General features: G+C 64.0%; 21 protein-coding genes and 1 pseudogene. 11 read left to right on the plus strand and 11 right to left on the minus strand.

Annotation, left to right across the window (positions count from 1 at the left end; all coding sequences use genetic code 11):
• The first annotated feature begins 38 nt into the window (after positions 1-38).
• Complete coding sequence (gene ligA / locus KK137_RS04180) at positions 39-2,105, plus strand: NAD-dependent DNA ligase LigA (RefSeq protein ID WP_250893712.1); 2,067 nt, start codon at positions 39-41, stop codon at positions 2,103-2,105.
• Here the strand turns inward: ligA and KK137_RS04185 are convergent.
• The 7 genes from KK137_RS04185 to KK137_RS04215 all read right to left on the minus strand — a co-directional run bounded on the left by KK137_RS04185 (position 2,102) and on the right by KK137_RS04215 (position 8,478).
• Complete coding sequence (locus KK137_RS04185) at positions 2,102-2,524, minus strand: hypothetical protein (protein WP_214534767.1); 423 nt, start codon at positions 2,522-2,524, stop codon at positions 2,102-2,104. The genes ligA and KK137_RS04185 overlap by 4 nt on opposite strands.
• An 85-nt stretch (positions 2,525-2,609) precedes the next feature.
• Positions 2,610-3,995, minus strand: a complete 1,386-nt coding sequence (locus KK137_RS04190; protein ID WP_214534768.1) for a glucuronyl esterase domain-containing protein — start codon at positions 3,993-3,995, stop codon at positions 2,610-2,612.
• 86 nt (positions 3,996-4,081) lie between these two features.
• Complete coding sequence (locus KK137_RS04195) at positions 4,082-5,299, minus strand: Gfo/Idh/MocA family protein (protein WP_214534769.1); 1,218 nt, start codon at positions 5,297-5,299, stop codon at positions 4,082-4,084.
• 15 nt (positions 5,300-5,314) lie between these two features.
• Complete coding sequence (locus KK137_RS04200) at positions 5,315-5,989, minus strand: TIGR02117 family protein (protein ID WP_250893575.1); 675 nt, start codon at positions 5,987-5,989, stop codon at positions 5,315-5,317.
• Positions 5,986-6,888: a 50S ribosomal protein L11 methyltransferase gene (locus KK137_RS04205; RefSeq protein WP_214534770.1), complete on the minus strand. Its 903-nt coding sequence runs from the start codon at positions 6,886-6,888 to the stop codon at positions 5,986-5,988. The genes KK137_RS04200 and KK137_RS04205 overlap by 4 nt, the downstream gene beginning before the upstream one ends.
• The gene (gene bla / locus KK137_RS04210; RefSeq protein ID WP_214534771.1) at positions 6,885-7,778 is read right to left on the minus strand and encodes a subclass B3 metallo-beta-lactamase; all 894 of its coding nucleotides are present in this window, start codon (positions 7,776-7,778) and stop codon (positions 6,885-6,887) included. Before bla ends, KK137_RS04205 begins: the two co-directional genes overlap by 4 nt.
• A complete protein-coding gene (locus tag KK137_RS04215; protein ID WP_214534772.1) occupies positions 7,768-8,478 on the minus strand; it encodes an SDR family NAD(P)-dependent oxidoreductase in 711 nt (236 codons plus the stop codon). Before KK137_RS04215 ends, bla begins: the two co-directional genes overlap by 11 nt.
• 120 nt (positions 8,479-8,598) lie before the next feature.
• On the opposite strand from KK137_RS04215, the gene sdhC reads away from it, so the two are divergent.
• From sdhC to KK137_RS04235, 4 genes and pseudogenes are all read left to right on the plus strand, one after another.
• Entirely contained in the window at positions 8,599-8,979 is a 381-nt protein-coding gene (gene sdhC, locus KK137_RS04220; RefSeq protein ID WP_214534773.1) for a succinate dehydrogenase, cytochrome b556 subunit, read from the plus strand.
• 8 nt (positions 8,980-8,987) lie between these two features.
• Positions 8,988-9,359 (plus strand): annotated as a pseudogene (sdhD, locus tag KK137_RS04225) (succinate dehydrogenase, hydrophobic membrane anchor protein); the annotation flags it as partial.
• An 80-nt stretch (positions 9,360-9,439) separates the two neighbouring features.
• Positions 9,440-11,260: a succinate dehydrogenase flavoprotein subunit gene (sdhA, locus tag KK137_RS04230; protein ID WP_214534775.1), complete on the plus strand. Its 1,821-nt coding sequence runs from the start codon at positions 9,440-9,442 to the stop codon at positions 11,258-11,260.
• Positions 11,261-11,568: 308 nt separating this feature from the next.
• A complete protein-coding gene (locus KK137_RS04235) occupies positions 11,569-12,093 on the plus strand; it encodes a YqhA family protein (RefSeq protein ID WP_250893576.1) in 525 nt (174 codons plus the stop codon).
• A gap of 4 nt (positions 12,094-12,097) precedes the next feature.
• Here the strand turns inward: KK137_RS04235 and KK137_RS04240 are convergent, their stop codons facing one another.
• Positions 12,098-12,709, minus strand: a complete 612-nt coding sequence (locus KK137_RS04240) for a peptidylprolyl isomerase (protein WP_214534777.1) — start codon at positions 12,707-12,709, stop codon at positions 12,098-12,100.
• Positions 12,710-12,793: 84 nt separating this feature from the next.
• Here KK137_RS04240 and KK137_RS04245 point away from each other — a divergent pair, with 84 nt between their 5' ends.
• The gene (locus KK137_RS04245) at positions 12,794-13,294 is read left to right on the plus strand and encodes a group III truncated hemoglobin (protein ID WP_250893577.1); all 501 of its coding nucleotides are present in this window, start codon (positions 12,794-12,796) and stop codon (positions 13,292-13,294) included.
• A gap of 3 nt (positions 13,295-13,297) precedes the next feature.
• Here KK137_RS04245 and KK137_RS04250 read toward each other — a convergent pair whose 3' ends face one another.
• Complete coding sequence (locus KK137_RS04250) at positions 13,298-13,948, minus strand: TetR/AcrR family transcriptional regulator (RefSeq protein ID WP_214534778.1); 651 nt, start codon at positions 13,946-13,948, stop codon at positions 13,298-13,300.
• Positions 13,949-14,127: 179 nt separating this feature from the next.
• On the opposite strand from KK137_RS04250, the gene KK137_RS04255 reads away from it, so the two are divergent.
• On the plus strand, positions 14,128-14,817 hold the full coding sequence (locus tag KK137_RS04255; RefSeq protein WP_214534779.1) for a sterol desaturase family protein: 690 nt from the start codon (positions 14,128-14,130) through the stop codon (positions 14,815-14,817).
• 1 nt (position 14,818) lies between these two features.
• On the opposite strand, the gene KK137_RS04260 is transcribed toward KK137_RS04255, so the two are convergent.
• Positions 14,819-15,994, minus strand: coding sequence for an alpha-hydroxy acid oxidase (locus tag KK137_RS04260; RefSeq protein ID WP_214534780.1), 1,176 nt, complete (start codon positions 15,992-15,994; stop codon positions 14,819-14,821).
• 116 nt (positions 15,995-16,110) lie between these two features.
• Here KK137_RS04260 and KK137_RS04265 point away from each other — a divergent pair, with 116 nt between their 5' ends.
• The gene (locus KK137_RS04265; RefSeq protein ID WP_214534781.1) at positions 16,111-16,500 is read left to right on the plus strand and encodes a BlaI/MecI/CopY family transcriptional regulator; all 390 of its coding nucleotides are present in this window, start codon (positions 16,111-16,113) and stop codon (positions 16,498-16,500) included.
• The gene (locus tag KK137_RS04270; RefSeq protein ID WP_214534782.1) at positions 16,497-18,116 is read left to right on the plus strand and encodes a M56 family metallopeptidase; all 1,620 of its coding nucleotides are present in this window, start codon (positions 16,497-16,499) and stop codon (positions 18,114-18,116) included. The genes KK137_RS04265 and KK137_RS04270 overlap by 4 nt, the downstream gene beginning before the upstream one ends.
• A 69-nt stretch (positions 18,117-18,185) precedes the next feature.
• On the opposite strand, the gene ypfJ is transcribed toward KK137_RS04270, so the two are convergent.
• Positions 18,186-19,064 (minus strand): KPN_02809 family neutral zinc metallopeptidase, encoded by an 879-nt coding sequence (gene ypfJ / locus KK137_RS04275; protein ID WP_214534783.1) that lies wholly within the window; start codon positions 19,062-19,064, stop codon positions 18,186-18,188.
• Between the two features lie 94 nt (positions 19,065-19,158).
• On the opposite strand from ypfJ, the gene KK137_RS04280 reads away from it, so the two are divergent.
• Positions 19,159-19,914: a 3-hydroxybutyrate dehydrogenase gene (locus KK137_RS04280; protein WP_214534784.1), complete on the plus strand. Its 756-nt coding sequence runs from the start codon at positions 19,159-19,161 to the stop codon at positions 19,912-19,914.
• 102 nt (positions 19,915-20,016) lie between these two features.
• Positions 20,017-21,468, plus strand: coding sequence for an IMP dehydrogenase (gene guaB, locus KK137_RS04285; RefSeq protein ID WP_214534785.1), 1,452 nt, complete (start codon positions 20,017-20,019; stop codon positions 21,466-21,468).
• Positions 21,469-21,539 lie beyond the last annotated feature (71 nt).

The raw sequence follows: 21,539 nt of genomic DNA on the forward strand, positions 1-21,539 counted from the left end.
CTGGTGCCATTTCCGAGGCTGAAGCTGCCAACGAACTGATGCGGCTGGCGAAGGCAATCGCGCATCACAACCGGCTCTATCACGCTGAAGATTCGCCGGAAATCTCCGACGCCGAGTACGATGCCATGGTACGGCGCAATGCCGAGCTCGAGGCGGCTTTCCCTCATCTGATCCGTCCTGACAGTCCGTCGCAGAAAGTCGGGCACGAGGTTTCCGCCTCCCCGCTTTCCAAAGTCGCGCACGAAGTTCGAATGATGAGTCTCGACAACGCCTTCACAGACGAGGAGGTGGCCGACTTCGTTGCCCGGGTTCGGCGTTATCTCAACTTGCCCGAAAACGAGCCGGTGGAGATCACCGCTGAGGATAAGATCGACGGCCTTTCATGCTCGCTGCGATACGAGGATGGCGTTCTGGTTCGCGCCGCCACGCGCGGGGACGGGCAGGTCGGGGAGGACGTGACTGCCAACGTTGCGCATATCGCGGACATACCGCAAATTCTCCGGGGCGAGGCGCCTGCGGTCTTCGAAGTCCGTGGTGAAGTCTACATGGAAAAGCAGGCTTTTACCGCGCTCAATTCACGTCTGATGGAAGAAGCCAAGGAGCGGGCCGAGGCGAAAGGAGAGGTGTTCGATCCGTCGGCAGCTCGCCAATTCGCCAACCCGCGCAATGCGGCGGCGGGGTCGCTCAGGCAGAAGGATCCGGCGGTCACCGCCTCGCGCCCATTGCGTTTCTGGGCGCACGGCTGGGGAGCGGCCAGCGATATTCCGGGAGCGACGCAGCACCAGGTCATGCAGCGTATCGCCGACTGGGGCTTGCCGATTTCACCAGAACTCAAGCTGTGCCGCTCGGTTGATGAGATGCTCGCAGCCTATCGCGCGATCGCGGCCGGGCGGGCGGCATTGCCCTACGAAATCGACGGAGTGGTCTACAAGGTGGACCGGCTCGACTGGCAGCAGCGGCTCGGCTTCGTCGCCAAGGCACCTCGCTGGGGCCTTGCGCACAAGTTTCCGGCGGAACGGGCAGAGACGGTGCTGGAGGCGATCGACATACAGGTGGGGCGCACGGGCAAGCTGACGCCGGTTGGGCGGCTCAAGCCCGTCCTGGTCGGTGGTGTGACGGTAACCAATGTGACGCTGCACAACCGCGACGAGATCGCGCGGTTGGGTCTGAGGGTCGGCGATCACGTCGTCCTCCAGCGCGCCGGCGACGTGATCCCGCAGGTTGTCGAAAACCTCACCCGCGAGGAAGCGCGAGAGGCATTCGTCTTTCCCGATCATTGCCCGGTCTGTCATAGCGAAGCCGTGGCGGAGGAAGGCGAGGTCGACGTTCGCTGCACCGGCGGGCTGGTCTGCCGCGCACAGCAATTCGAACGCTTGCGTCACTTCGCCAGTCGGGCCGCGCTAGACATTGAGGGCCTCGGGGAAAAGTCGATCGCGGAGTTCATGGAACTCGGCTGGCTCACCCGCGGACCGGCGGATATCTTCCGGCTCCATCGCCACCGCAACGACTTGATCGGGCGCGAGGGATGGCAGGACAAGTCGGTGGATAACCTGTTGGCTTCGATCGAGGCCAAACGCAGCCCGGATGCGGCTCGATTGCTATTCGGCCTTGGCATTCGACATGTGGGGGCGGTGACCGCGCGCGACTTGCTGAAGCATTTCCATACCCTGCCTGCGCTGCGCGACACGGCGGAACGCGCTCACTCCGGCGATGCCGAGGCCGCGGGCGAACTGACCGCCATCGACGGTGTTGGCCCGGTCGTGGTCGAAGCGCTGGGCGATTTCTTTCACGAAGAACACAACCGGACTGTCTGGGACGACCTTCTCGCCGAACTCGACGTCCCTCGCTACGAGGTGGAAACGACGGCCAGTGCCGTCTCTGGCAAGACCGTGGTGTTCACCGGAAAGCTCGAGACGATGAGCCGGGACGAAGCCAAGGCCCAGGCCGAGCGGCTCGGAGCCAAAGCCGCAGGATCAGTCAGTCCGAAGACCGACCTCGTCGTGGCTGGACCCGGTGCGGGGAGCAAGCTCAAGAAGGCCGCTGAACTCGGGATCGAAGTCATCGATGAAGCGGCCTGGGCAGAGATCGTCAAGGCGGCGGGCTAGTCCGGCCTGGCGTAATCGTCGATCAGCTTCCGGCCCACCCACCATGTTGTGACGGCCCCGACAGCCCCGCACACGGCATAGGGCAGCACAGTATAGGTCATGAGGTGCGCCCGTACCTCGTCGGCGGTCGGATTGGTCAGCAGCAGGAACATGGCGGTCGCGAGGAAACCCAGCGCCGCGGCGGCGAGGGCGCCGTCGCACTCGAGCCTACGAAAGATCAACCAGATCGGGATGCAAATGGCGGCGATGGCGGCTCCATAGAAGATCGTGACCACCAGCAGGCCACCGAACACCAACGGTCCACCGAACGCGCTGTAGACGTAGGTGGCTGCCAGCAACGCCCCGCAAGCGACGCCCGTCGCGAGGGCCAGGAGGAAACGCCAGAGCGCTCCTGCAACGCGCGCTGTTCCGAGTGACATCCGACCAGATTATGGTTTCGCCGAAACGGCGGCAAGCATACCGCTCAAGCTCTGCGGCGGGCCGACGCCGTGTGTAGCTGGAATGTCAAAGGCGTGCAGGTTCTGCGGTGACCGGATCGGCCTGGGTCCTGCTTTGGCGTGCTTGCAGGCGCTTCCCGGCTTCCTCGAGCTGGAGCAGGCTTGTCTGCGAACCCGCGAAGCGCGCTTCGTGCTCAAAGAATTCTTCATAGCCGGGCCAGGGGATGTGCCCCTCGGTGTGCTGGTACCAGCCGAGCGTGTAAAGGGCGTCCTCGTCAGATCCCGCCTTGGGCATTGCGCTGGTCGGCACGGTGGAGCCGAACAGGAGCCACGCGGGTTGGGCGGCCCGCTCCGCCTGCCACATACCCGTCGGGTCCACCCATGCATCGCCCTTAGCCGCCACGCCGCTGGTGATGAACAGCGGGCGCGGGGCACGCAGCGCGATCAGGGTGTGCGCATCGACGGGAAGGTCAGCGGTCGTCCGATCCCCTCGGGCATAGTCCATGATGTTGGGCGTGAACCAGTGGAACGCGCCGGAGCTCGCCATGTTCTCCCAGCGCTCGCCGAAGTCGCGCCGCATCAGCTTGGCTCCGCCCGCTCCCGAGCTGGAGACGTTGGCGTCGGCAAAGGCATGATCGAACGCGGCGGCGACGAGCACACCCTTGCCGAAGCGTGAGTGACCCTGGAGCGAAATTCGACTTGCGTTGATCCGCGGGTCGCGCGCCATTTCCTCGCGCAACTGGCTCGCTCCCCAGGCCCAGGCGCGCAAGGCGCCCCAGTCGGTCTTCTCACGTGGCCAGCGAGCCAGACCGATGACCCCTTGCTGCATCTGTCCGGCATTGTCCGCTTGGAGCAATTGCGGCCGGTAGGCGACATGAGTGAAGCCACGCGCCAAGGCCATCGCCACGCCGTCGGGCGGCGGAGGGCGGCCGAAATTCGGGGTGCGTCCGCCTGGCCAGATATAGGTGTAGTCGATCAGCGCTGGGGCATTCGCGGCTTTCACTGGGAAGGTGAGAATAGCGTCGATCGTAGGCCCCATTCGCCCATCCGGCGCGATGACCTGGCCAATCCATTGCTCGGTCTTGGCGCCGCGCCGGGCTTCGACGGGCTCCTTGCGCCAGACCACTTTGAATTGTGCCACGACCTCGGGAATTCGCCCGACCCAGTTGTCCTCGACCAGCCGGGCGAGCTCAGCTCGCCGCTGATTCCATTGTTCCTGCGTCGGGGGCGTCGAACCCGCGAAGAGCGGAGGAAGCGTGAATGGCCCGACTTTGGCTTCGTCGGAGTTGGCCGCATTGGCGTCGGTCGGAGTTCCACTGGCGCCGTGGCGCAATTCGCCAAAGCTGAAGCGCGCTCGCTCGGCGGCGTGGACATCCTCGGCCGTCTGAGCTGATGCCAAAGTGCCTGCAGCAAATGCCAACACGGCTGCTGCGGCGGCGAGCCATCGAACCATGAAATTACCCCAAATCCCGAATCCGATCCTGATCCCGCAGGATTCTTGTGCGGAGTTCAAGCCTGCCTTGGGGCTTTTCGTCCACCCTAGAGCTTTACCACGGCACCCCCGGCATCCGCGCTGCGGTACATGGCCTCGATCAAGCGCAAGTCCCGCAGACCCATCTCGCCGGTAGTTCGATGCGGCGTATTGGCGCGTGCGGCGTCGGAGAAGCCGTCGATCTGCGCGGCAAATTGCCCGAGCGGATTTCCGGCGCCAACTTCGATTCGGGCGTTGCCGTCGAGGATGAGATTGTTGTCGTCATAGGTCGTCGCAGGCTGCATTTCGATCGAGGCTTGCGAGCCGAAGTAGCGTTGCCGTGAAATGTAGGGGGTGTAACAGTACGAACTCGACCCCTGCACGCTGATCCCGCTGGCAAGGCGCAGGCGCCAGTCGATCCCGCCTTCGACTTCGGCGAAGCGAGTGTCGTCGCGAGGATAGGAGTAGACCGCGGAGACTTCCACCGGCGCATCCCCGTCAGTCATCATCAGCGAGGTGTTCAGGCCGTAGATGCCGATGTCGAACATCGACCCGCCCCCCGCGAGCTTCTTCTCCAGCCGCCACTTGTGCGGCGGGAATTGCGGGTTGGCGTTGAAGCCATGATCGCACTGGACGTGCCGGATGGTCCCGATTTCCCCTGCCTTGATGCGACGCTCGGCCTCAAGATTGGTCGGCTCGAAATGGACCCGGTAAGCGACACCCAGCTGCCGGTCGTTGGCCTGGGCGGCCGCCACCATCGCCTCGCATTCGGCTGACGTCGACGCCATCGGTTTCTCGCACAGCACATGTTTGCCCGCCTTGAGAGCGCGGATCGTGTACTCTGCGTGGAGCCCCACGGGCAGGACGATATAGACGCAGTCGATTTCGTCATTCCGCGCGATGTCGTCGAAGTTGTCGTACCCGTAGAGGTCAGAGACTCCGAACCGGGCCCCAAGGTCCCGCGCCTTGTCCGGATTACCTGAGACGAACGCCGTCATGCGCGAACGTTGGGCATCACCGAAGCCGGGGATGACCTGGCCGATCGCGAAGCTGCCCAGGCCGACGATGGCCCAGCGCATCTGATTGCCCGGCGGCTCCGGCAGGATTGCCCCTTGCGGAAGCGGCTGGCCACGCGATTCCTGCGCGAAGACCCGGCCCGCGCTGAAGGCGAGCGGGGCAAGTCCGGCGGCGACCAGAAGCTTGCGACGGTCGAATTCGGTCTGGTTCTCGGAATGGCTCACGACGCTCTCTCCCACCCGCTCTTTGTCGGTAGCGCTACCATGCATGAAATTGGACCTATGTCACGTCTTGGCTTCGGGCACCCATTTCGTCACTCCGCCAGCGAACGGCGTCCACCAACCAGTGCGCACGCCGGCCTTGGCGAGCATGTCGCTGGTCCACTGGTTGCAGGTATTCGACGCCGTGTATTCACCGGGAGCGTCGTAGAAAACGTCCTGAGAGCCATAGCCGCCGTGACGAACTTTCTCGCCCCGGGGCAACGACTGTTCGATGGCCGCGACCAGACGACGATACTCCTCACGGCTGATCGTCAAGGGTCGGGCATAATCGGAAGGCGCTGGTCGAACGTAATGCGCCACATGCAGCATTCCCTCGCCGCCCACGCCAATGATGCGCAGGACCGTAGCCGGCGATAGGTCCCACCAGGTCGGCGTGTTGAGGAACACCTCGCGCTCGCCCCAACTGATCGAAATGTGGGTGTAGGGCTCGCCTGAAAGCGGGACATCGCTTGCGGGGAATTCGGTTCGCCAGTCCTTCTCGGGCGTCACGAGTGGCAGGATGAGCGCAGTATGGACGCCATTGGTCTCGATCATGATCTCGACGCCGTGGTCCGGTTCGACCCAGCCCGAATTGCGCGGGATCGACGAGCCGATCCAACCGGCGAGGGCAAAGAGCAAGATGGCCAGAATGGCACCGAGAAGCAGCGCGACGAGCGCGCGGCCCAAGCGTCGGGTCAAATGGATCGCCGTCGCAGCCACAAGACAGACCACTCGCCATTGACCAGGCGCGCGGCCAGTCGGAACCCGGCAGTGCGATAGGCGGCCCGGACCGCCGGCTCCTGTGTCTCCAGCAAACCTGCCAGCAGGATGCTTCCGCGCGGCGCCACAGCGTCGGCGAAGTCGCCCGCCAGCTCGATCAGCGGGCCGGCGAGAATGTTGGCGATGATGAGGTCGTAAGGCGCGCGGCCTGCCAGCAGCGCGTCGTCCATGCCTTCCGCAACAACCATGGCCAGGCTGCCGGGCGCCGTACCGAGCGGTATGGAGTTCAGCAGGGCGTTCTCGACCACCACTGGTTCACAGATCGGGTCGACGTCACTGGCGATGGCCTTTGCGCCGGGCCAAAGAGTCAGGCCGGCAAAAGCCAGCAGGCCCGTGCCGGTTCCGATGTCGGCCAGATTGCGCACCACGACACCGCGCTGCTTCATCGTGTCGAGCATCTCCAGGCATCCGGCGGTGGTGGCGTGTTGCCCGGTGCCGAAAGCCTGCGCGGCTGGAATGGAGAAGTCGATCACATCCTCGGACCAGTCCGGTTCGTGATCGGGAGTATGGACATAGAACCGGCCGGCGCGGATGGGCTCGACCTGCTTCTGGGTCTCGGTGACCCAATCGGTATCGGGCAGTTTTTCGGCCGCGAGCTTGGGGGCGCCGTCGGTGAATAGGCTGGCGACCAGCACCGTGTCGGCCTTGCCAGGCTTGTGCTGGAAATAGGCCTCTAGCACCCAGTCGTTGGGCCGCTCGTCGGTTATCTCGCTGCCGGTGATGATCACTTCGGGATCCCACTCGTCAATCGCCTCATGCGTTGCGAGCGCCGCCTGAATTATAGGCTTCGGGGCGAAGGCGACTAACTTCCAGCTCATCGGTTTTGCTCTGATTGGAGGCGGGCTTCGATACGTTCACGTCCGAAGTCGGCATAGTTGCTGCAGGCGCCCGGGAGCACCAGCGGGGCATCGCCCGCAAGCCTCTCGTAAAGCGTGCTGGCGGCGGGATGAGGGGTGATCAGGATATCGCAATCGAGCGCCGCGATCTTGTCGAGCGACGCGCGAAACGCGGCGACATAATCCGGGTGGTCGGAGAAGCGATAGCTGTCGGACGAGACCGCGCTGATGCTGTCGGCAAAAACCACCGAGTGGCAGTTCGCGGCTTCGCACGAGCGCCAGGACCAGGTCGTGGATCCCGGGGCATGGCCCGGTGTCGCGTGCAAGGTCAGGGAGAGGTCGCCCAGGGACAGCGTTTCGCCGTCGGTCATGATCTTGTCGACTCGGACTTTGGCGAAGGGATCATGCATCCCTGCCTGCGGATCGGCCTGATCGACCACGCCCGTCTCCAACGCGTGGCGTTGTTCGGCGCGAGCTGCCAGTTTTGCCCCGGTGAGGCGTTGGAGCTCGGACACGCCGCCGACATGGTCGAAGTGCTCGTGACTGGTCACGATCCACTTCACGTCGCCAAGCTTGAAGCCAAGCCGCTGAATGTTTGCGGCGATCAAGGGCGCGGCCTCGCTGGTCGCCCCGTCGAGCAGGACGTGACCGGCGTTTCCGACGACCAGCAGTGAGACGATCCCACAGGTCCCGACGTCATAGACGTTCCCGAACAACCGGATCGGTGGGGCCGGATCGCTCCAGCCGTCCTTATCCTGGCACTGGGCCAGGAACTGCTCGGCCGTAACACCCTCCGGCAGGGGAGTGTCGGCAGCGGCCGGTGTGCACGATGCTGCAAGAAGCGCCGCGATGGCGAGGAATCTAACGGACATAACTCGCTCCATTGGCGTCAATTACCGCGCCGGTCATGCTTGGTGGGGCATCGAGTGCGCAGAACACGGCGATGCGGGCGATTTCGTCGGGCTCGGCCACGCGGCCGAGCGGAATGTCGGCCAGCAGGCCCGGCCCGCCCCGGCTGGAGAGATAGTCGTCCGCCATCGCAGTGTCGGTGAACCCGGGGGCAATGGCAAAGCTCAGGATTCCCTGGCTGGCGTAGGCACGGGCGATGGTCTTGTGCATTGCCAGCATGCCGCCTTTCGAGGCGGCGTAGTGCCAGTGTGCCGGCGAATCCCCGCGATGCGCGGCCCGGCTGGCGATGTGAACGAGCCGGCCGGCGCGCTCGCCTTCGAGCCAGTGCCTTACCGCGAACCGGCTCAACTGCGCTGCTGCGGTGAGGTTGACCCTCATTGTGTCCTCCCAGGCATCAAGCCAGGCGATGTCGGACGAATCGATTGAATTCGCAATGAATATGCCCGCGTTGTTGATTAGGCCGTCGATCTGGCCATCGGCGCGATCGAGCGCTCCTTGCCACACCATCTGCGGTGCCGGCGGATCGGCGAAGTCGGCCGCGATCGTATCGGCATCGCGCGCTGTGGTCGCCTGCTTTATCACGCGGACGCCGCGCGCCTGGAGCGCTTGGCAGATGGACTGGCCGATTCCGCGGCTCGAGCCGGTGACGAGGATCGTGGGCATGGAGAATCCCTAGCCGCCACAGGCGGAATGGGAAAGCACAGGGGAAGTGCGCGGCACCCGACTTGCCTCACGTGCCGCATCCGCTAAGGGAGGCCCACACTCACGATTACCGGATTTGCCATGGCCCAACGCCCGCTTTCTCCGCACCTGTCGATCTGGAAATGGGGGCCTGCCATGCTGGTCTCCATCCTGCACCGCGCCACTGGCGACGCGATGGCCCTGGTCGGCCTTCCGATCTTGCTCTGGTGGCTGGCGGCGCTGGCGAGCGGGCCGGAGGCTTATGCCTTTTTTGCCAACCTTGCGAACTCATGGGTCGGCTATATCGTGCTCGTCGGCATCAGCTGGTCGTTCTTCAACCACTTCGCTTCGGGCATCCGCCACTTCGTGATGGATATCGGCGCCGGGTACGCGGTCGATTCCAACAATCGCTGGTCGGTGCTCACCACCGTCAGCGGATTTGTCCTTACCGCGGCCTTCTGGGCCGTGATCGTGCTGCGATAGGATCTGACATGGGCAACGGAACTCCCATCGGACGCGTGCGGGGCCTTGGCTCGGCGCACCACGGCGCCGAGCATTGGTTGCAGCAGCGCTACACCGCGGCGGGCAACCTGATCGTCGTCGGTTATCTGGTATTCTCGATTCTGCTGTTACCGGACATGTCCTACGCGACCGTGCGCGAATGGATGGCGGGCCTGGTGCCACCGGTGATGATCGCGCTGCTGATCGTCAGCGTGTTCTGGCATGCCCGGCTGGGCTTGCAGGTGCTTGTCGAAGACTACGTCCACCACCGGGGTGCCCGCTTTGGGGCGCTTCTCACCTTGAACCTCGCGGCCTTCTCGGGTGCCGCGTTCGGGTTGTTCTGCCTAGCACGGATCGTCATGAACATTGAGACCGAAGCCGCCCTCCAGTCGGCCATGGCGGCCGCGGCCGCTGCCTCCGCAGCATCTCAGGGAGGCGGGATGTGAGCGACGCTGCAACGCAACCCGCCTATAAGATCGTCGACCACACCTATGACGTCATCGTGGTCGGAGCCGGCGGCTCGGGCCTCCGCGCCACGATGGGAAGCGCCGAGGCGGGCCTCAAGACTGCGTGCATTACAAAGGTGTTCCCAACGCGCAGCCACACCGTGGCCGCGCAAGGCGGCATCGCGGCCAGCCTCGGCAACAACTCGCCCGACCATTGGACCTGGCACATGTACGACACCGTCAAGGGGTCGGACTGGCTGGGCGACCAGGACGCCATCGAGTACATGGTGCGCGAAGCGCCGAACGCGGTCTACGAACTGGAGCACGCCGGCGTGCCCTTCAGCCGCAATGCCAATGGCACGATCTACCAGCGGCCCTTCGGCGGACACATGCAAAACATGGGCGAAGGCCCGCCCGTACAGCGCACCGCCGCGGCGGCCGACCGCACCGGCCACGCCATGCTCCATGCGCTTTACCAGCAGAGCCTGAAGTACGACGCGGACTTCTTCATCGAATACTTCGCCATCGACCTGATCATGAGCGGCGGCAAATGCGTCGGCGTGGTCGCGCTGTGTCTGGATGACGGCTCAATTCACCGTTTCCGCGCCCAGGCCGTGGTTCTGGCCACGGGCGGCTACGGCCGCTGCTATTTCACCGCGACGAGTGCCCATACCTGCACCGGCGACGGTGGCGGCATGGTCCTGCGCGCGGGCCTGCCCTTGCAGGACATGGAATTCGTGCAGTTCCACCCGACCGGCATCTATGGCGCTGGTGTGCTCATCACCGAAGGCGCGCGGGGCGAGGGCGGGTACCTGACCAACTCCGAAGGCGAGCGCTTCATGGAGCGTTACGCCCCGAGCGCAAAGGATCTCGCCAGCCGCGACGTCGTGTCGCGCTCAATGGCGCTGGAGATCCGCGAAGGCCGCGGCGTGGGCCCGAACAAGGACCACATCTTCCTCCACCTCGACCACATCGACCCCAAGGTGCTGGCCGAGCGACTGCCGGGGATCACCGAAAGCGGCAAGATCTTCGCCGGCGTGGACCTGACTCGCCAGCCGCTGCCCGTCGTCCCGACGGTGCATTACAACATGGGCGGCATTCCGACGAACTACCACGGCGAGGTCATGACCATCGACGCGGCCGGCAATCCGGAATCGGTCGTGCCGGGCTTGTTCGCGGTTGGTGAGGCGGCGTGTGTTTCGGTCCACGGCGCGAACCGTCTCGGTTCGAACTCGCTGATCGATCTCGTGGTCTTTGGCCGAGCGACCGGGCATCGCTTGAAAGAACTGCTCAAGCCGAACGCGGCCCAGGAGGAACTTCCAAAGGATAGTGCGGACCTCGCTCTGACCCGCCTCGATCACTTCCGCAACGCCAAGGGCAGCACGCCGACGGCAGCGATCCGGACCGACATGCAGCGCTGCATGAGCCAGCACGCGGCGGTGTTCCGCACCGACGAACTTATGGCCGAAGGCAAGGCCAAGCTCGGTGAGATCTACCAGCGGATGCAGGACGTGTCGGTCACCGACCGTTCGTTGATCTGGAACTCGGACCTCGTAGAGACGCTCGAGCTCGACAACCTGATCTCACAGGCCACTGTGACGCTCCACGGCGCGCACAACCGCAAGGAAAGCCGCGGTGCCCACGCACACGAGGATTTCCCGGAACGCGACGACAAGAACTGGATGAAGCACACTGCGACCTGGTTCGAAGGCTGGGGTGGCAAGGGCGGCGCGGTCAAGATCGATTACCGCCCAGTCCATGAATACACGCTCACCGACGACGTTGAGTACATCAAGCCGAAGAAGCGAGTCTACTAAGGCTGACTCCCACCGAAAGGTGCGTCGGGATCCATGCGTTCGTGCAATACACGGGCGACTTCGACCGCATGGTCCCCGACCAGATAGAAGACCAGGTGGTGTCCAGTGCGCAGCCGCCTAGCAACAGATACCGCTGGTTCGGTCTGGTCGAAGCCTGTGCCTTGCTCACCCCCAGAACAACGCGGCCGGCTGGTTTGAGCAAGCTGCGCTAGTCGCTTGTCTCCCGCTGGAAGGAGGGGAAATCCCGATGTCCGCCTCAGATCGAGGCTGATAGCCCACCTCGGGAAACACCCGGGGGACGGCGCGTGATGGAAAAGTTCGAAGACACGTTCGAAAAAGCCCTGTTCATGGCCCGCTGGCTGGCGGCGCCGATCTACGTCGGGCTGATTTTCTGCCTGTTGATGCTGCTGGTGATCCTGGTCAAATACCTTTGGCTGATTTCGACAAGGTTGCTGACAATCAACGTCCACGATGCCGTGGTCGCGACACTGTCCTTCATCGACCTGGCGCTAATCGCGAACTTGATCCTCATCGTGCTGTACACCGGCTATGTCAGCTTCGTTTCCCGCATCAATATCGAGGAACATACGGATCGGCCGGCGTGGCTCGGCAAGGTCGATTTCAATGGGCTCAAGATCAAGCTCTTCGCCTCGATCGTCGCCATCACCGGGATCGAGTTGCTCAAGGCCTTCATGGATTTGCGCGAAAGCGGCCACGTCAATGAGGCCGCGCTCCGCTGGCTCGTCACGATTCACGCCGTATTCCTGGTGACCACGGTAGCATCCGCCCTGAGCCAGCTCCTGTCGGAGAAAGCCGAGCGCGGATCGCACTAGCTCCTTATTGGGTGGCCGCTTCCACGCGGCGAGCCGAGATGATCTTCACCGGCTCGGCGATCATCTGACCCTTCATCCAGCCTTCGCCTTTGTCAGGGTCTAGCGGGGCGTTGTAGATGGCCAGCACGACATCCATTCCTTGAACGACGTGACCGAAGGCGGCGTAGCCCTCGCGAAAGGTCTCGTCCTCGCTTGCGGGATTGGCGTCGAGGCCGTGTTGCGGGGTGACCATGATCGAGAAGTCCCCGGTCGCCGTGCCGGGCTCGTAGCGAGCCATGGAGATCGCGCCGGCCGTGTGCTTCACACCGGTGGCGCTCGTGCGTTCGTGGGCGATCGGCGGCAGGATGCGTTCCGGATCGAACTGTGTGCCGCCCTGGATAAGGCCGTCGGGCTTGTCCTTGCTAAGCTGCATCGAGCGGTAAAATACCGTGCCGTCGAGTCGCTTTTCGTCCACGTAGCGGAGGAAGTTTGCGGCGGTAATCGGGGCGCGTTCCGTCTCCAGCGCAATGACGATGTCGCCCTTTTCGGTTGTCAGGATGATGTCGGTGGTGGCCTGCGCAAAAGCGGATACCGGGCTGAGGGCCAAGGCTGCGGCCAAGACGAATCGATAGGTCATAGGCGGACTATCGCCACAAGCGTATGCACTTGCCAGGCCCGAAAATGGCGTGGCTTTCCCGCCGAGAATACCTATTTGGCGAACATGACGCAGAGCAATGAACGGCAGATCCCGAGCGCGGCCGAACGGCGCGCCCACATCGAGGCCCTGCGCGAGCGCAAGCGGGCTGAGGCCGAAGCGATCGGCGTCGATGCGGACTATATCTCAAGCTTCGTCGAGCGGTTCTACGGCAAGATACGCGACGACGACCTGCTCGGGCCGATCTTTGCCGAGCGCATAGGCGACTGGCCGACGCACCTGGATCGGATGAAGGGCTTCTGGCGCTCCGTGCTTCACGCGAGCGGTGAGTTTGCCGGCAATCCCATGGTCAAGCACATCGCCATACCCGGATTGGAAGAGCGCCATTTCGCCCACTGGCTGCAGTTGTTCTACGCGACCTTGCGCGAGAAGGAGCCACATGGCGAAGCGATGCAGGAAGTGGCGAACCGGGCGCGGATGATCGCCGATAGCTTGCTCACCGGGATCGCCACGCAACGCCGTGGCCTCGCCGGTGCGCGGGCTGGCGAGAAATTGCCGCGACTCTAGACTTCAGGCGACGCCGTAGGTCGTCTTGACCATGTCGCGGAATAGCCGAAGCTGCCGCCCCATCAGCGCGCGATCGTCGAGCGCCTTGGCGAGCACGATAGCTCCTTCGACAATCGCGCTGAGGGCATCGGCCAGGGCCAGGCGGTGCAATGGCGTGACCGGCTGGTGCTTGCGGTCGATCGCTTCGAGCCAGGCCAGAAAGCGCTCGCGCCAGCGCATGACAGCCTCGCTGTTCAGCCGACGGACCTCCGCGTCGAACACTTGCTCCTGATAGACAACCGCCGCCACCAGGCATCCCGGATGGAGCGCGTCCATCTCGTCCACCAGTTCGGCATAGAGGTTGAGGAACAGGAGGAACTGCTGGAGCGGATCGTCGACAAGTTGTTCGGCACGCGCCTTGAGGCTGTCGATGACCGCGTCATCCTCCGCCAGGAATCGTACGAGCAGCTGGCGGGCGAGGTCGCTCTTGTCGCGGAAGTGATAGAAGAACCCGCTCTTGGTGATGCCGGTCGCTTCGACCAGCTCGTCGATCGAGGTTCCGGCAAAGCCCTTCTGGATGATCGAGTCGTACGCAGCGTCCAGGATGCGCGCCTTCGTGCGCTCTCCCTTGCTGGACGCCGATGACTGTACTTGTGGTACGGTTTCGAGATTCATCGCCAACCCCTGCAACCCACCAGGTCGCGCCAACCCGCGGAAATCCTATACCGCCGGGGCGAAAATGAAAACCGACCGCGTTGCTTCTATTCGGACGGGGAACAGGGGAGTAGATTGTACTCCAATTCCATTGGGGGAATTGCAAGATGCTCGGCACCTATCACTTGATTGCAGCGGCCATGTTCGCAGTCTTTATCGCGCTCGACATGATCGGACGGGCACGCAGCTTCCCGGATGTGCCTTACTGGCGGGCCAAGGGCATCTTCTTCACCCTCGCCTATTTTGCTGTGGCGACCTATTCACCTTTGCTGTGGGACACCTTCCTTGGGCAGTACCAGCTGCTGAACGGATCGGCCTGGCCCTTTGCGGTGCAAGTGGCGGTTGGATTCCTGTTCTACGAGTTCCTGATCTACGCCTGGCATCGCACGATGCACACCTATCAGCCGATCTGGCGGTGGTTCCACCAGATGCACCACAGTGCCGAGCGCGTGGACATCTGGGGCGCGTTCTTCTTCCATCCGTTCGACATGATCGGCTGGGCCCTGCTTGGCAGCTTCGCGCTCGTCCTAGGTATCGGATTGAGCCCCGAAGCCACGCTGGTCGTCGTGGTTGCAGCGACCTTCTGCACCATGTTCCAGCACACCAATGTCCGCACGCCGCGCTGGATCGGCTATTTCGTCACCCGGCCGGAGAGCCATTCGGTCCACCATCAGCGCGGGGTGCATGCGTACAATTACGGCGATATCCCGATCTTCGACATCCTCTTCGGCACCTTCCGCAACCCGCGCGAATGGCAGGAGGAGGCGGGTTTCTTCGACGGCTCCTCGCGCAAGATGGGCGCGATGCTGGTCGGGAAGGAGATTGCCTGAGCTAGCGGCGCGGGCGCAGGTTCTCACGGTTGAGCTGGTCGATCCGGGTCACGCCCATCAGCTTCATGTCCCGCACGATCTCGGCTTCAAGAAGACCGAGCGCGCGTTCGACGCCCGCCTGGCCCGCCGCCGCCAGGGCGTAGAGGTAGAGGCGGCCCCCGGATACCGCCGTCGCGCCCAGGCTGAGCGCCTTGAGTACGTGGCTCCCGCGCCGGACTCCCCCGTCGAGGATGACTTCCATCCTGTCCCCGACCGCATCGACGATCTCCGCGAGCTGGTCGAACGGAGCGCGACTGCCGTCAAGCTGGCGGCCGCCGTGGTTCGAGATCATGATCGCGTCTACACCCATATCGGCCGCGCGGCGGGCGTCCGCGACTGACATCACGCCTTTGAGGCAGAACTTCCCACCCCAGTCGTCACGCAGCTTCTCGGCCGCCGCCCAGTCCATCGACTGGTCGAGCATGGAGTTGAAATACTCCGCCACCGACAGGGCGAAATTGCTGCCTTCCTTCACATGGTCCTTGAGATTCGAGAGTTCGAACTTCTCGCGAAACAGGTAGTCGAAAGTCCAACGCGGCTTGGCGGCGTAGGACAGCGCGCTCGCGGCGGTGATACGGGGCGGGCTGGTGAAGCCGGTGCGCAGGCATCGCTCGCGATTGCCCCCGACGATCGTATCGACCGTGAGGGTGATCGCGTCGAACTTGGCTGCGCGCGCTTTCTCCAGCAGCGCGGCGTTCAACCCCTTGTCCTTGTGGTAGTAGTACTGGAGCATCTTGGGCCCGGTGTAGTTGGCCCCGATCTCCCCGATCCCGACGCTGGCCAGGCTCGAGATGCCGAACCACAACCCGAACTTCTCGGCCGCCGCTGCGACGGCTCGCTCGCCCTGCCAGTGGAACAACCGCTGGAGCGCGGTGGGCGAGAGCATCAGTGGCAGACGCGATGTCTTGCCAAGCACGGTTACCGAGGGATCGATATGTTCGACCCCCGCGAGGACGTTGGGCACCAGGTCCACGTCTTCGAACGCAGTGGTGTTGCGGTCCTTGGTTCGTTCGTCATCGGCGGCGCCATCGATATAGTGAAATACCGGGAAGGGCAGCCTGCGCTGAGCCAGGGCGCGGAAATCGTCGATCTTGTGGCAATCCGACAACCTGCGGACCCCGTAGCGTAAATCACTCATGGGCCGCGACCCTAGCGTTCGTCGCTTACCTTTCAAGTTGTTCATCTACGCTTCATGTTTACAGACGTAGTCGACGGGCCTATAACCTAAGGTGATCGTTCAACAGGGAGAGCGATGTGACCGAAGCCAGCGAACCGATTGCCGAACGGATCAGCGACGCCGAACACGCGGTGATGGAAGCCCTGTGGGAGAAGAGCCCGCAGACCGCAGTCGAAGTCTGCGACTCCGTCTGTGAGCAGCGCGGTTGGACGATGCCGACGGTCAAGACGCTGCTATCCCGCCTGGTCGCCAAGGGCGCGGTTTCTACCGAGCCCGAAGGGCGCCGGTTCCTCTACACCCCGCTTATTGAGCGCGCCGAATATGTCGGCGGTGAATCGCGCCGCCTGGTGGATCGACTGTTCGGCGGCCGCGCCGCGCCTCTGTTCGCGCAGTTGGCTGAAGCCGAAGCGCTTTCCGACGACGACATCACCGAGATCGAGCGACTCCTGAAGGAGATGCGGAAATGAGCGGCTGGCTGATCGACACCCTCATCTACACGGGGCTCCTCATCGCCCTGGTGCTCGTGCTGCGGCGTCCAGTGGGGCGGACGTTTGGCCCGCAGCTCGCCTATGGCTTGTGGGCGTTGCCGTTCCTGCGGCTGCTGCTGCCGCCAATCGTGCTGCCCGCCAGCTTCCGGCCCGAGGTCGAACCCGTGCCCGTCACCGCCATGGCCATCGACGTCCAATGGATCGATTACGCGCCGCCGGTCGACGTCGTGGCGCTGCCAGCCCCAGTCACCTCTGTTGCGCCTTCCGTACCGGCTGCGGTGGTCTGGGAATGGCCGACCCTTGGCGAAGCCGCCCTTGCGGTTTGGTTCGGCGGAGCGCTCGCCTTCCTTGCCTGGCGGATCGTGATGTATCGCAAGATGCGGCGCGAGGTTCTGGCCGATGCGCGGCCTGTGGGCGAGATCGGCAACATTCGGCTCATCGAAACGCCGATGATCACGGCTCCCGTCGCGTTCGGCGTGCTCGACAAGGTGATCGCGCTGCCTCCGCTGTTCATGGCCCAGCCGGATTTGCCCGCCCGCGACCTTGCGATCGAGCATGAACTTTCGCACCACCGGGCCAATGACCTGCTGGCCAATTTTGCCGCCCAAGCGCTGCTGGCGGTGCACTGGTTCAACCCGCTCGCCTGGCTCGGTTGGCGGGCGATGCGGCGCGACCAGGAAGCCGCTTGCGACGCCCGGGTTCTTAACGGCCGTGGCCGCGAAGAGCGGGCGATTTACGCCGCGCTCATCGCCGACATCGCCGCCGGACCGAGGCTGGCCCTGGCCGCGCCGATGGCCTGCCCGGTGCTCGGCGAACGCTCGATCGTTCACCGCCTCCGAAGTCTTTCGATGGGCGATATCAGCGAGCGCCGCCGTTGGCTGGGGCGAGGGCTGATCGCGACCGGCGCGCTCGCGCTGCCGCTCACCGCCTCGATCAGCTACGCCGCTGGCGCGCAGGAACCGGAGGCGCCTCTGCCGCCCGAGGCGCCCGCGGCCGTCGAACCACCTATTCCGCCAGAAGCGCCGCTAGCGCCAGAAGCGCCACTTCCGCCCGAGGCCCCGCAAGCGGGTCAGGCGCCGGTCCAGCACTTCGAGCTGCGCCATGAAGGGGCGGGGCGCGCTCCGGAGGTCCGCCAGTTCACCCTCCGCCGCGAGCCAGGTGCGCACGGCACGCTACCCGACATGCCGCAAATGCCGCGGATGGAAGTCCAAGCTTTGGGAACTCCCTCCGATCCCGACTTCGGCCAGAAGATGGAGGCCTGGGGCAAGGAGATGGAAAAATGGGGCGAGGAATGGGGCGAGAAGTACGCCGAGCTCATGGAGAAGCAGGCGGAGCAATGGGCTGAAGCGGGCCGCCGCGCCGAACCAGAAGTCGTCCAGAGCTGCAACCCCAGCGAGCGCCGCCGTAACCGGACTTCGGATGGTCGGCAGCGCATCGTGATCTGCGAGCGCGACTATCAGATGGCCGCCGCGTCAGGTCTGCGCCAGGCGCGGGCTTCGATCGCCCGGAATCCGCAGATCAGCGAAGAGGTTCGGCGCGAAGTGCTGGACGACCTCGACGACGAGATCCGCCGCATCGAAAACGAGCGGGAATAGTTCCGCTCTCGGCTTGAGCCGGGATCGTCGGGCTGCTCCCTGCTCGATCCCGGCTCAAGCGTTCCCGTCTCAGGCTTGTTGCATGATCCGGTCGCACTGAGCGTCGTCCCCGGATTCAAGTCCGAGCCGCAAGGCTTGCATGCGTTGCGAACTGCTGCCGTGCGTGAAGTTCTCAGGGTTCACACTCTGACCGGCACCGCGCATCAGGGCGTCGTCACCGATCGCGCTCGCCGCCGTCATCCCTTCCTCGAAGTCGCCTGGATCGATCGCGTTGCGGTTCTTGCCCGCCCAGGCACCAGCGTAGCAATCGGCCTGCAGTTCCATCAGCACCTGAAGCTGGTTCGCCGCACGGGGGTTCTGCTGCTGAGCGCTGCGAACCTGGTTCGCAATCCCGGTCAGCGCCTGGATATGATGCCCATATTCGTGGGCAATCACATAATAGCGGGCAAAATCCCCCGCGGCGCCTAACTGGCGGTCGAGTTGGTCGTAGAAGCTGGGATCGATGTAGATCGTCTGATCGGCGGGGCAATAGAACGGCCCCATCGCACTGGTCGCCGGACCGCAATCGGTTCTGATCGGTTGGCCGCTTAGGAACGCCAGGGTCGGCTGCCGGAACTCGATGCCGGCCTGCTGGAATGCCGGCTCCCATGTCTGGTTGAGCGAGGCAAGGGCGTTGCAGGCTTCGGTGGCGTAAGGACTGTCGTCGCAAATCTCGGTTGCGGTTTCGCCGCCCTGCTGCTGTTGTTGCTCGGTCGGTAACTGGTTCTGTTGGAGATCGTCCATGGAGCCGAGCATCTGGCCGGGATCGATTCCGAACACCAAGGCCGCGATCAGCGCTATGACGACGGCTCCGCAACCGAGGCGCCCTCCGCCTCCACCGGGAAAGCCTCCGCCGCCACCGGCCCGGCGAACACTGATGCTATCAGGATTGAATGGATTGAGCCTCATCCGGCCTCCCTGCTGCATGTGCGAAATAAGGCTGGACCTGCCTTGCGGATCGCGCTTTGACTGTCTTTCAACTGGCAATCACAGGGAAGCCCATATGTTCCTGCAGGGCAAGCGCGCACTCGTTACCGGATCGACCTCGGGCATTGGCCTGGCGATCGCTCGATCCTTGTCCGAAGTGGGTGCGAAGGTCGTGCTCAACGGATTCGGCGCGGCCGAGGAAATCGATCGGCTCTGTGGCGAGTTGGGCGCACGCCACGTCCCTGCGGACCTGACGACGACGGCAGGGGTGGCGGAACTGATGGAAGGCGCCGGGCCGGTCGACATCCTCGTCAACAACGCCGGCATGCAGCACGTCGCGCCGGTTGAGGATTTTCCGCCCGAAAAGTGGGACGCGATCATCGCTCTCAACCTCTCTGCCGCGTTCCACACCTCGCGCCTTGCCGTGCCGCACATGAAGGCGCAGGGCTGGGGCCGGATCATCAGCACCGCCAGCGCCCACTCGCTCAAAGCAAGCCCGTTCAAGAGCGCGTACGTCGCGGCCAAGCACGGGATCGCGGGACTTACCAAAGTGCTCGCCCTCGAGCTCGCCGAGCATGGCGTTACCGCGAACTGCATCAGTCCCGGCTATGTCTGGACACCGCTGGTCGAAAATCAGATCCCGGATACCATGGCCGCACGTGGCATGACGCGCGAGCAGGTCTTGAACGACGTTCTCCTGGCCAAGCAGCCGACCCGGAAGTTCGTCCAGCCGGAGGAAGTGGCCGCGCTTGCGGTATTCCTGTGCCGCCATGAGGCGCAGAACATCAACGGCGCGAACTACTCGATCGATGGCGGGTGGACGGCGGAATAGAGGGTGCGAGGCCGTTCCGTTTGAACGCCCCCTAGCGATTGTCGCAAACCGCGTTTACATGGGCCGCCACGAATCGCTCCGCGCAAGGTAAAAGTGGCACTCATGGAAATTCAAACCGGCCTCACATTCGACGACGTCCTCCTGAGGCCGGCTGAAAGCGATATTCTGCCTTCGCAGACGAGCACGAAAACGCGCCTTACGCGCGAAATCGGGCTGAACATTCCGATCATCTCCTCTGCCATGGACACCGTGACCGAAGCGCAGATGGCGATCGTCCTGGCGCAACTGGGCGGCATCGGCGTGCTTCATCGCAACCTGACGATCGAAGAGCAGTGCGACGCAGTCCGCACCGTCAAGCGCTTCGAAAGCGGCATGGTGATCAATCCGATTACTATTTCGCCCGAGGCCACTCTGGGCGAGGCGCAGGCGCTCATGCTCAAGAACCGCATCAGCGGCATTCCGGTAACCGACGCCAGCGGCAAGCTCTGCGGCATCCTGACCAACCGTGACGTGCGTTTCGCCGACAACCCGAACCAGCCGGTGCGCGAACTGATGACGCACGAGAACCTCGCCACCGTGAGCGAGGGTGTGAGCCAGGACGAAGCGCGCAAGTTGCTCCATCACCGCCGGATCGAAAAGCTGCTGGTGGTGGACGACGCCTACCGCTGCATTGGCCTGATCACCGTGAAGGACATGGAAAAGGCGGTTCTCAACCCCGACGCCACCAAGGACGAAGGCGGCAGGCTCCGCGTCGCGGCCGCGACCACGGTGGGCGACAAGGGCTTCGAACGGACCGAGGCGCTGGTCGATGCTGGATGCGACGTGATCATCATCGACACAGCGCACGGCCACAACAAGGAAGTCTCGCGCGCGGTCGAGAGGGTGAAGCGCCTTTCGAACGCGGTCCAGGTCGTTGCCGGCAACGTCGCGACGGCAGAGGCGACCAAGGCGCTGGTCGATGCCGGTGCGGACGCAGTAAAGGTCGGGATCGGGCCGGGCTCGATCTGCACCACGCGCATCGTCGCGGGCGTTGGCGTGCCGCAGCTGACCGCGATCATGGAAGCTGTGAGCGCCGCGGGTGACGTGCCGATCATCGCCGATGGCGGCCTGCGGACGTCGGGCGACGCCGCCAAGGCGCTCGCTGCCGGAGCTTCGACCGTGATGATCGGTTCGCTCCTCGCCGGTACCGAAGAAGCTCCGGGTGAGACGTTCCTGTACCAGGGTCGCGCCTACAAGGCCTATCGCGGCATGGGCTCGGTCGGCGCGATGGCGCGCGGTTCGGCCGACCGTTACTTCCAGCAGGACATCAAGGACCAGATGAAGCTGGTGCCTGAAGGGATCGAGGGACAGGTGCCCTACAAGGGTCCGGCCAGGGACGTGATCCACCAGCTGGTCGGCGGCATCAAGGCCGCGATGGGCTATACCGGCGCGGCAACGATCGCCGACTTGCGCAGTCGCGGAAAGTTTATCCGCATCACCAACGCGGGTCTTTCCGAGAGCCATGTCCACGACGTTTCGATCACGCGCGAGGCGCCGAACTATCCCACGCGTTAGTTCCTCGCCCGCTTGCGGGAGGGGCTAGGGGTGGGCAAGGGTTTGCTCACCATGCTCATCACACAGGCCCA

It is taken from the genome of Croceibacterium selenioxidans, assembly GCF_018599195.1.
Lineage (GTDB): Bacteria > Pseudomonadota > Alphaproteobacteria > Sphingomonadales > Sphingomonadaceae > Croceibacterium_A > Croceibacterium_A selenioxidans.

What these genes read in the sequence shown, in the direction of transcription:
- ligA (WP_250893712.1), top strand. Translation starts at nt 39, where the DNA reads ATGCGGCTGGCGAAGGCAATCGCGCATCACAACCGGCTCTATCACGCT.
- KK137_RS04185 (WP_214534767.1), bottom strand. Translation starts at nt 2,524, where the DNA reads ATGTCACTCGGAACAGCGCGCGTTGCAGGAGCGCTCTGGCGTTTCCTC.
- KK137_RS04190 (WP_214534768.1), bottom strand. Translation starts at nt 3,995, where the DNA reads ATGGTTCGATGGCTCGCCGCCGCAGCAGCCGTGTTGGCATTTGCTGCA.
- KK137_RS04195 (WP_214534769.1), bottom strand. Translation starts at nt 5,299, where the DNA reads ATGCATGGTAGCGCTACCGACAAAGAGCGGGTGGGAGAGAGCGTCGTG.
- KK137_RS04205 (WP_214534770.1), bottom strand. Translation starts at nt 6,888, where the DNA reads ATGAGCTGGAAGTTAGTCGCCTTCGCCCCGAAGCCTATAATTCAGGCG.
- bla (WP_214534771.1), bottom strand. Translation starts at nt 7,778, where the DNA reads ATGTCCGTTAGATTCCTCGCCATCGCGGCGCTTCTTGCAGCATCGTGC.
- KK137_RS04215 (WP_214534772.1), bottom strand. Translation starts at nt 8,478, where the DNA reads ATGCCCACGATCCTCGTCACCGGCTCGAGCCGCGGAATCGGCCAGTCC.
- sdhC (WP_214534773.1), top strand. Translation starts at nt 8,599, where the DNA reads ATGGCCCAACGCCCGCTTTCTCCGCACCTGTCGATCTGGAAATGGGGG.
- KK137_RS04235 (WP_250893576.1), top strand. Translation starts at nt 11,569, where the DNA reads ATGGAAAAGTTCGAAGACACGTTCGAAAAAGCCCTGTTCATGGCCCGC.
- KK137_RS04240 (WP_214534777.1), bottom strand. Translation starts at nt 12,709, where the DNA reads ATGACCTATCGATTCGTCTTGGCCGCAGCCTTGGCCCTCAGCCCGGTA.
- KK137_RS04245 (WP_250893577.1), top strand. Translation starts at nt 12,794, where the DNA reads ATGACGCAGAGCAATGAACGGCAGATCCCGAGCGCGGCCGAACGGCGC.
- KK137_RS04250 (WP_214534778.1), bottom strand. Translation starts at nt 13,948, where the DNA reads ATGAATCTCGAAACCGTACCACAAGTACAGTCATCGGCGTCCAGCAAG.
- KK137_RS04255 (WP_214534779.1), top strand. Translation starts at nt 14,128, where the DNA reads ATGTTCGCAGTCTTTATCGCGCTCGACATGATCGGACGGGCACGCAGC.
- KK137_RS04260 (WP_214534780.1), bottom strand. Translation starts at nt 15,994, where the DNA reads ATGAGTGATTTACGCTACGGGGTCCGCAGGTTGTCGGATTGCCACAAG.
- KK137_RS04270 (WP_214534782.1), top strand. Translation starts at nt 16,497, where the DNA reads ATGAGCGGCTGGCTGATCGACACCCTCATCTACACGGGGCTCCTCATC.
- ypfJ (WP_214534783.1), bottom strand. Translation starts at nt 19,064, where the DNA reads ATGAGGCTCAATCCATTCAATCCTGATAGCATCAGTGTTCGCCGGGCC.
- KK137_RS04280 (WP_214534784.1), top strand. Translation starts at nt 19,159, where the DNA reads ATGTTCCTGCAGGGCAAGCGCGCACTCGTTACCGGATCGACCTCGGGC.
- guaB (WP_214534785.1), top strand. Translation starts at nt 20,017, where the DNA reads ATGGAAATTCAAACCGGCCTCACATTCGACGACGTCCTCCTGAGGCCG.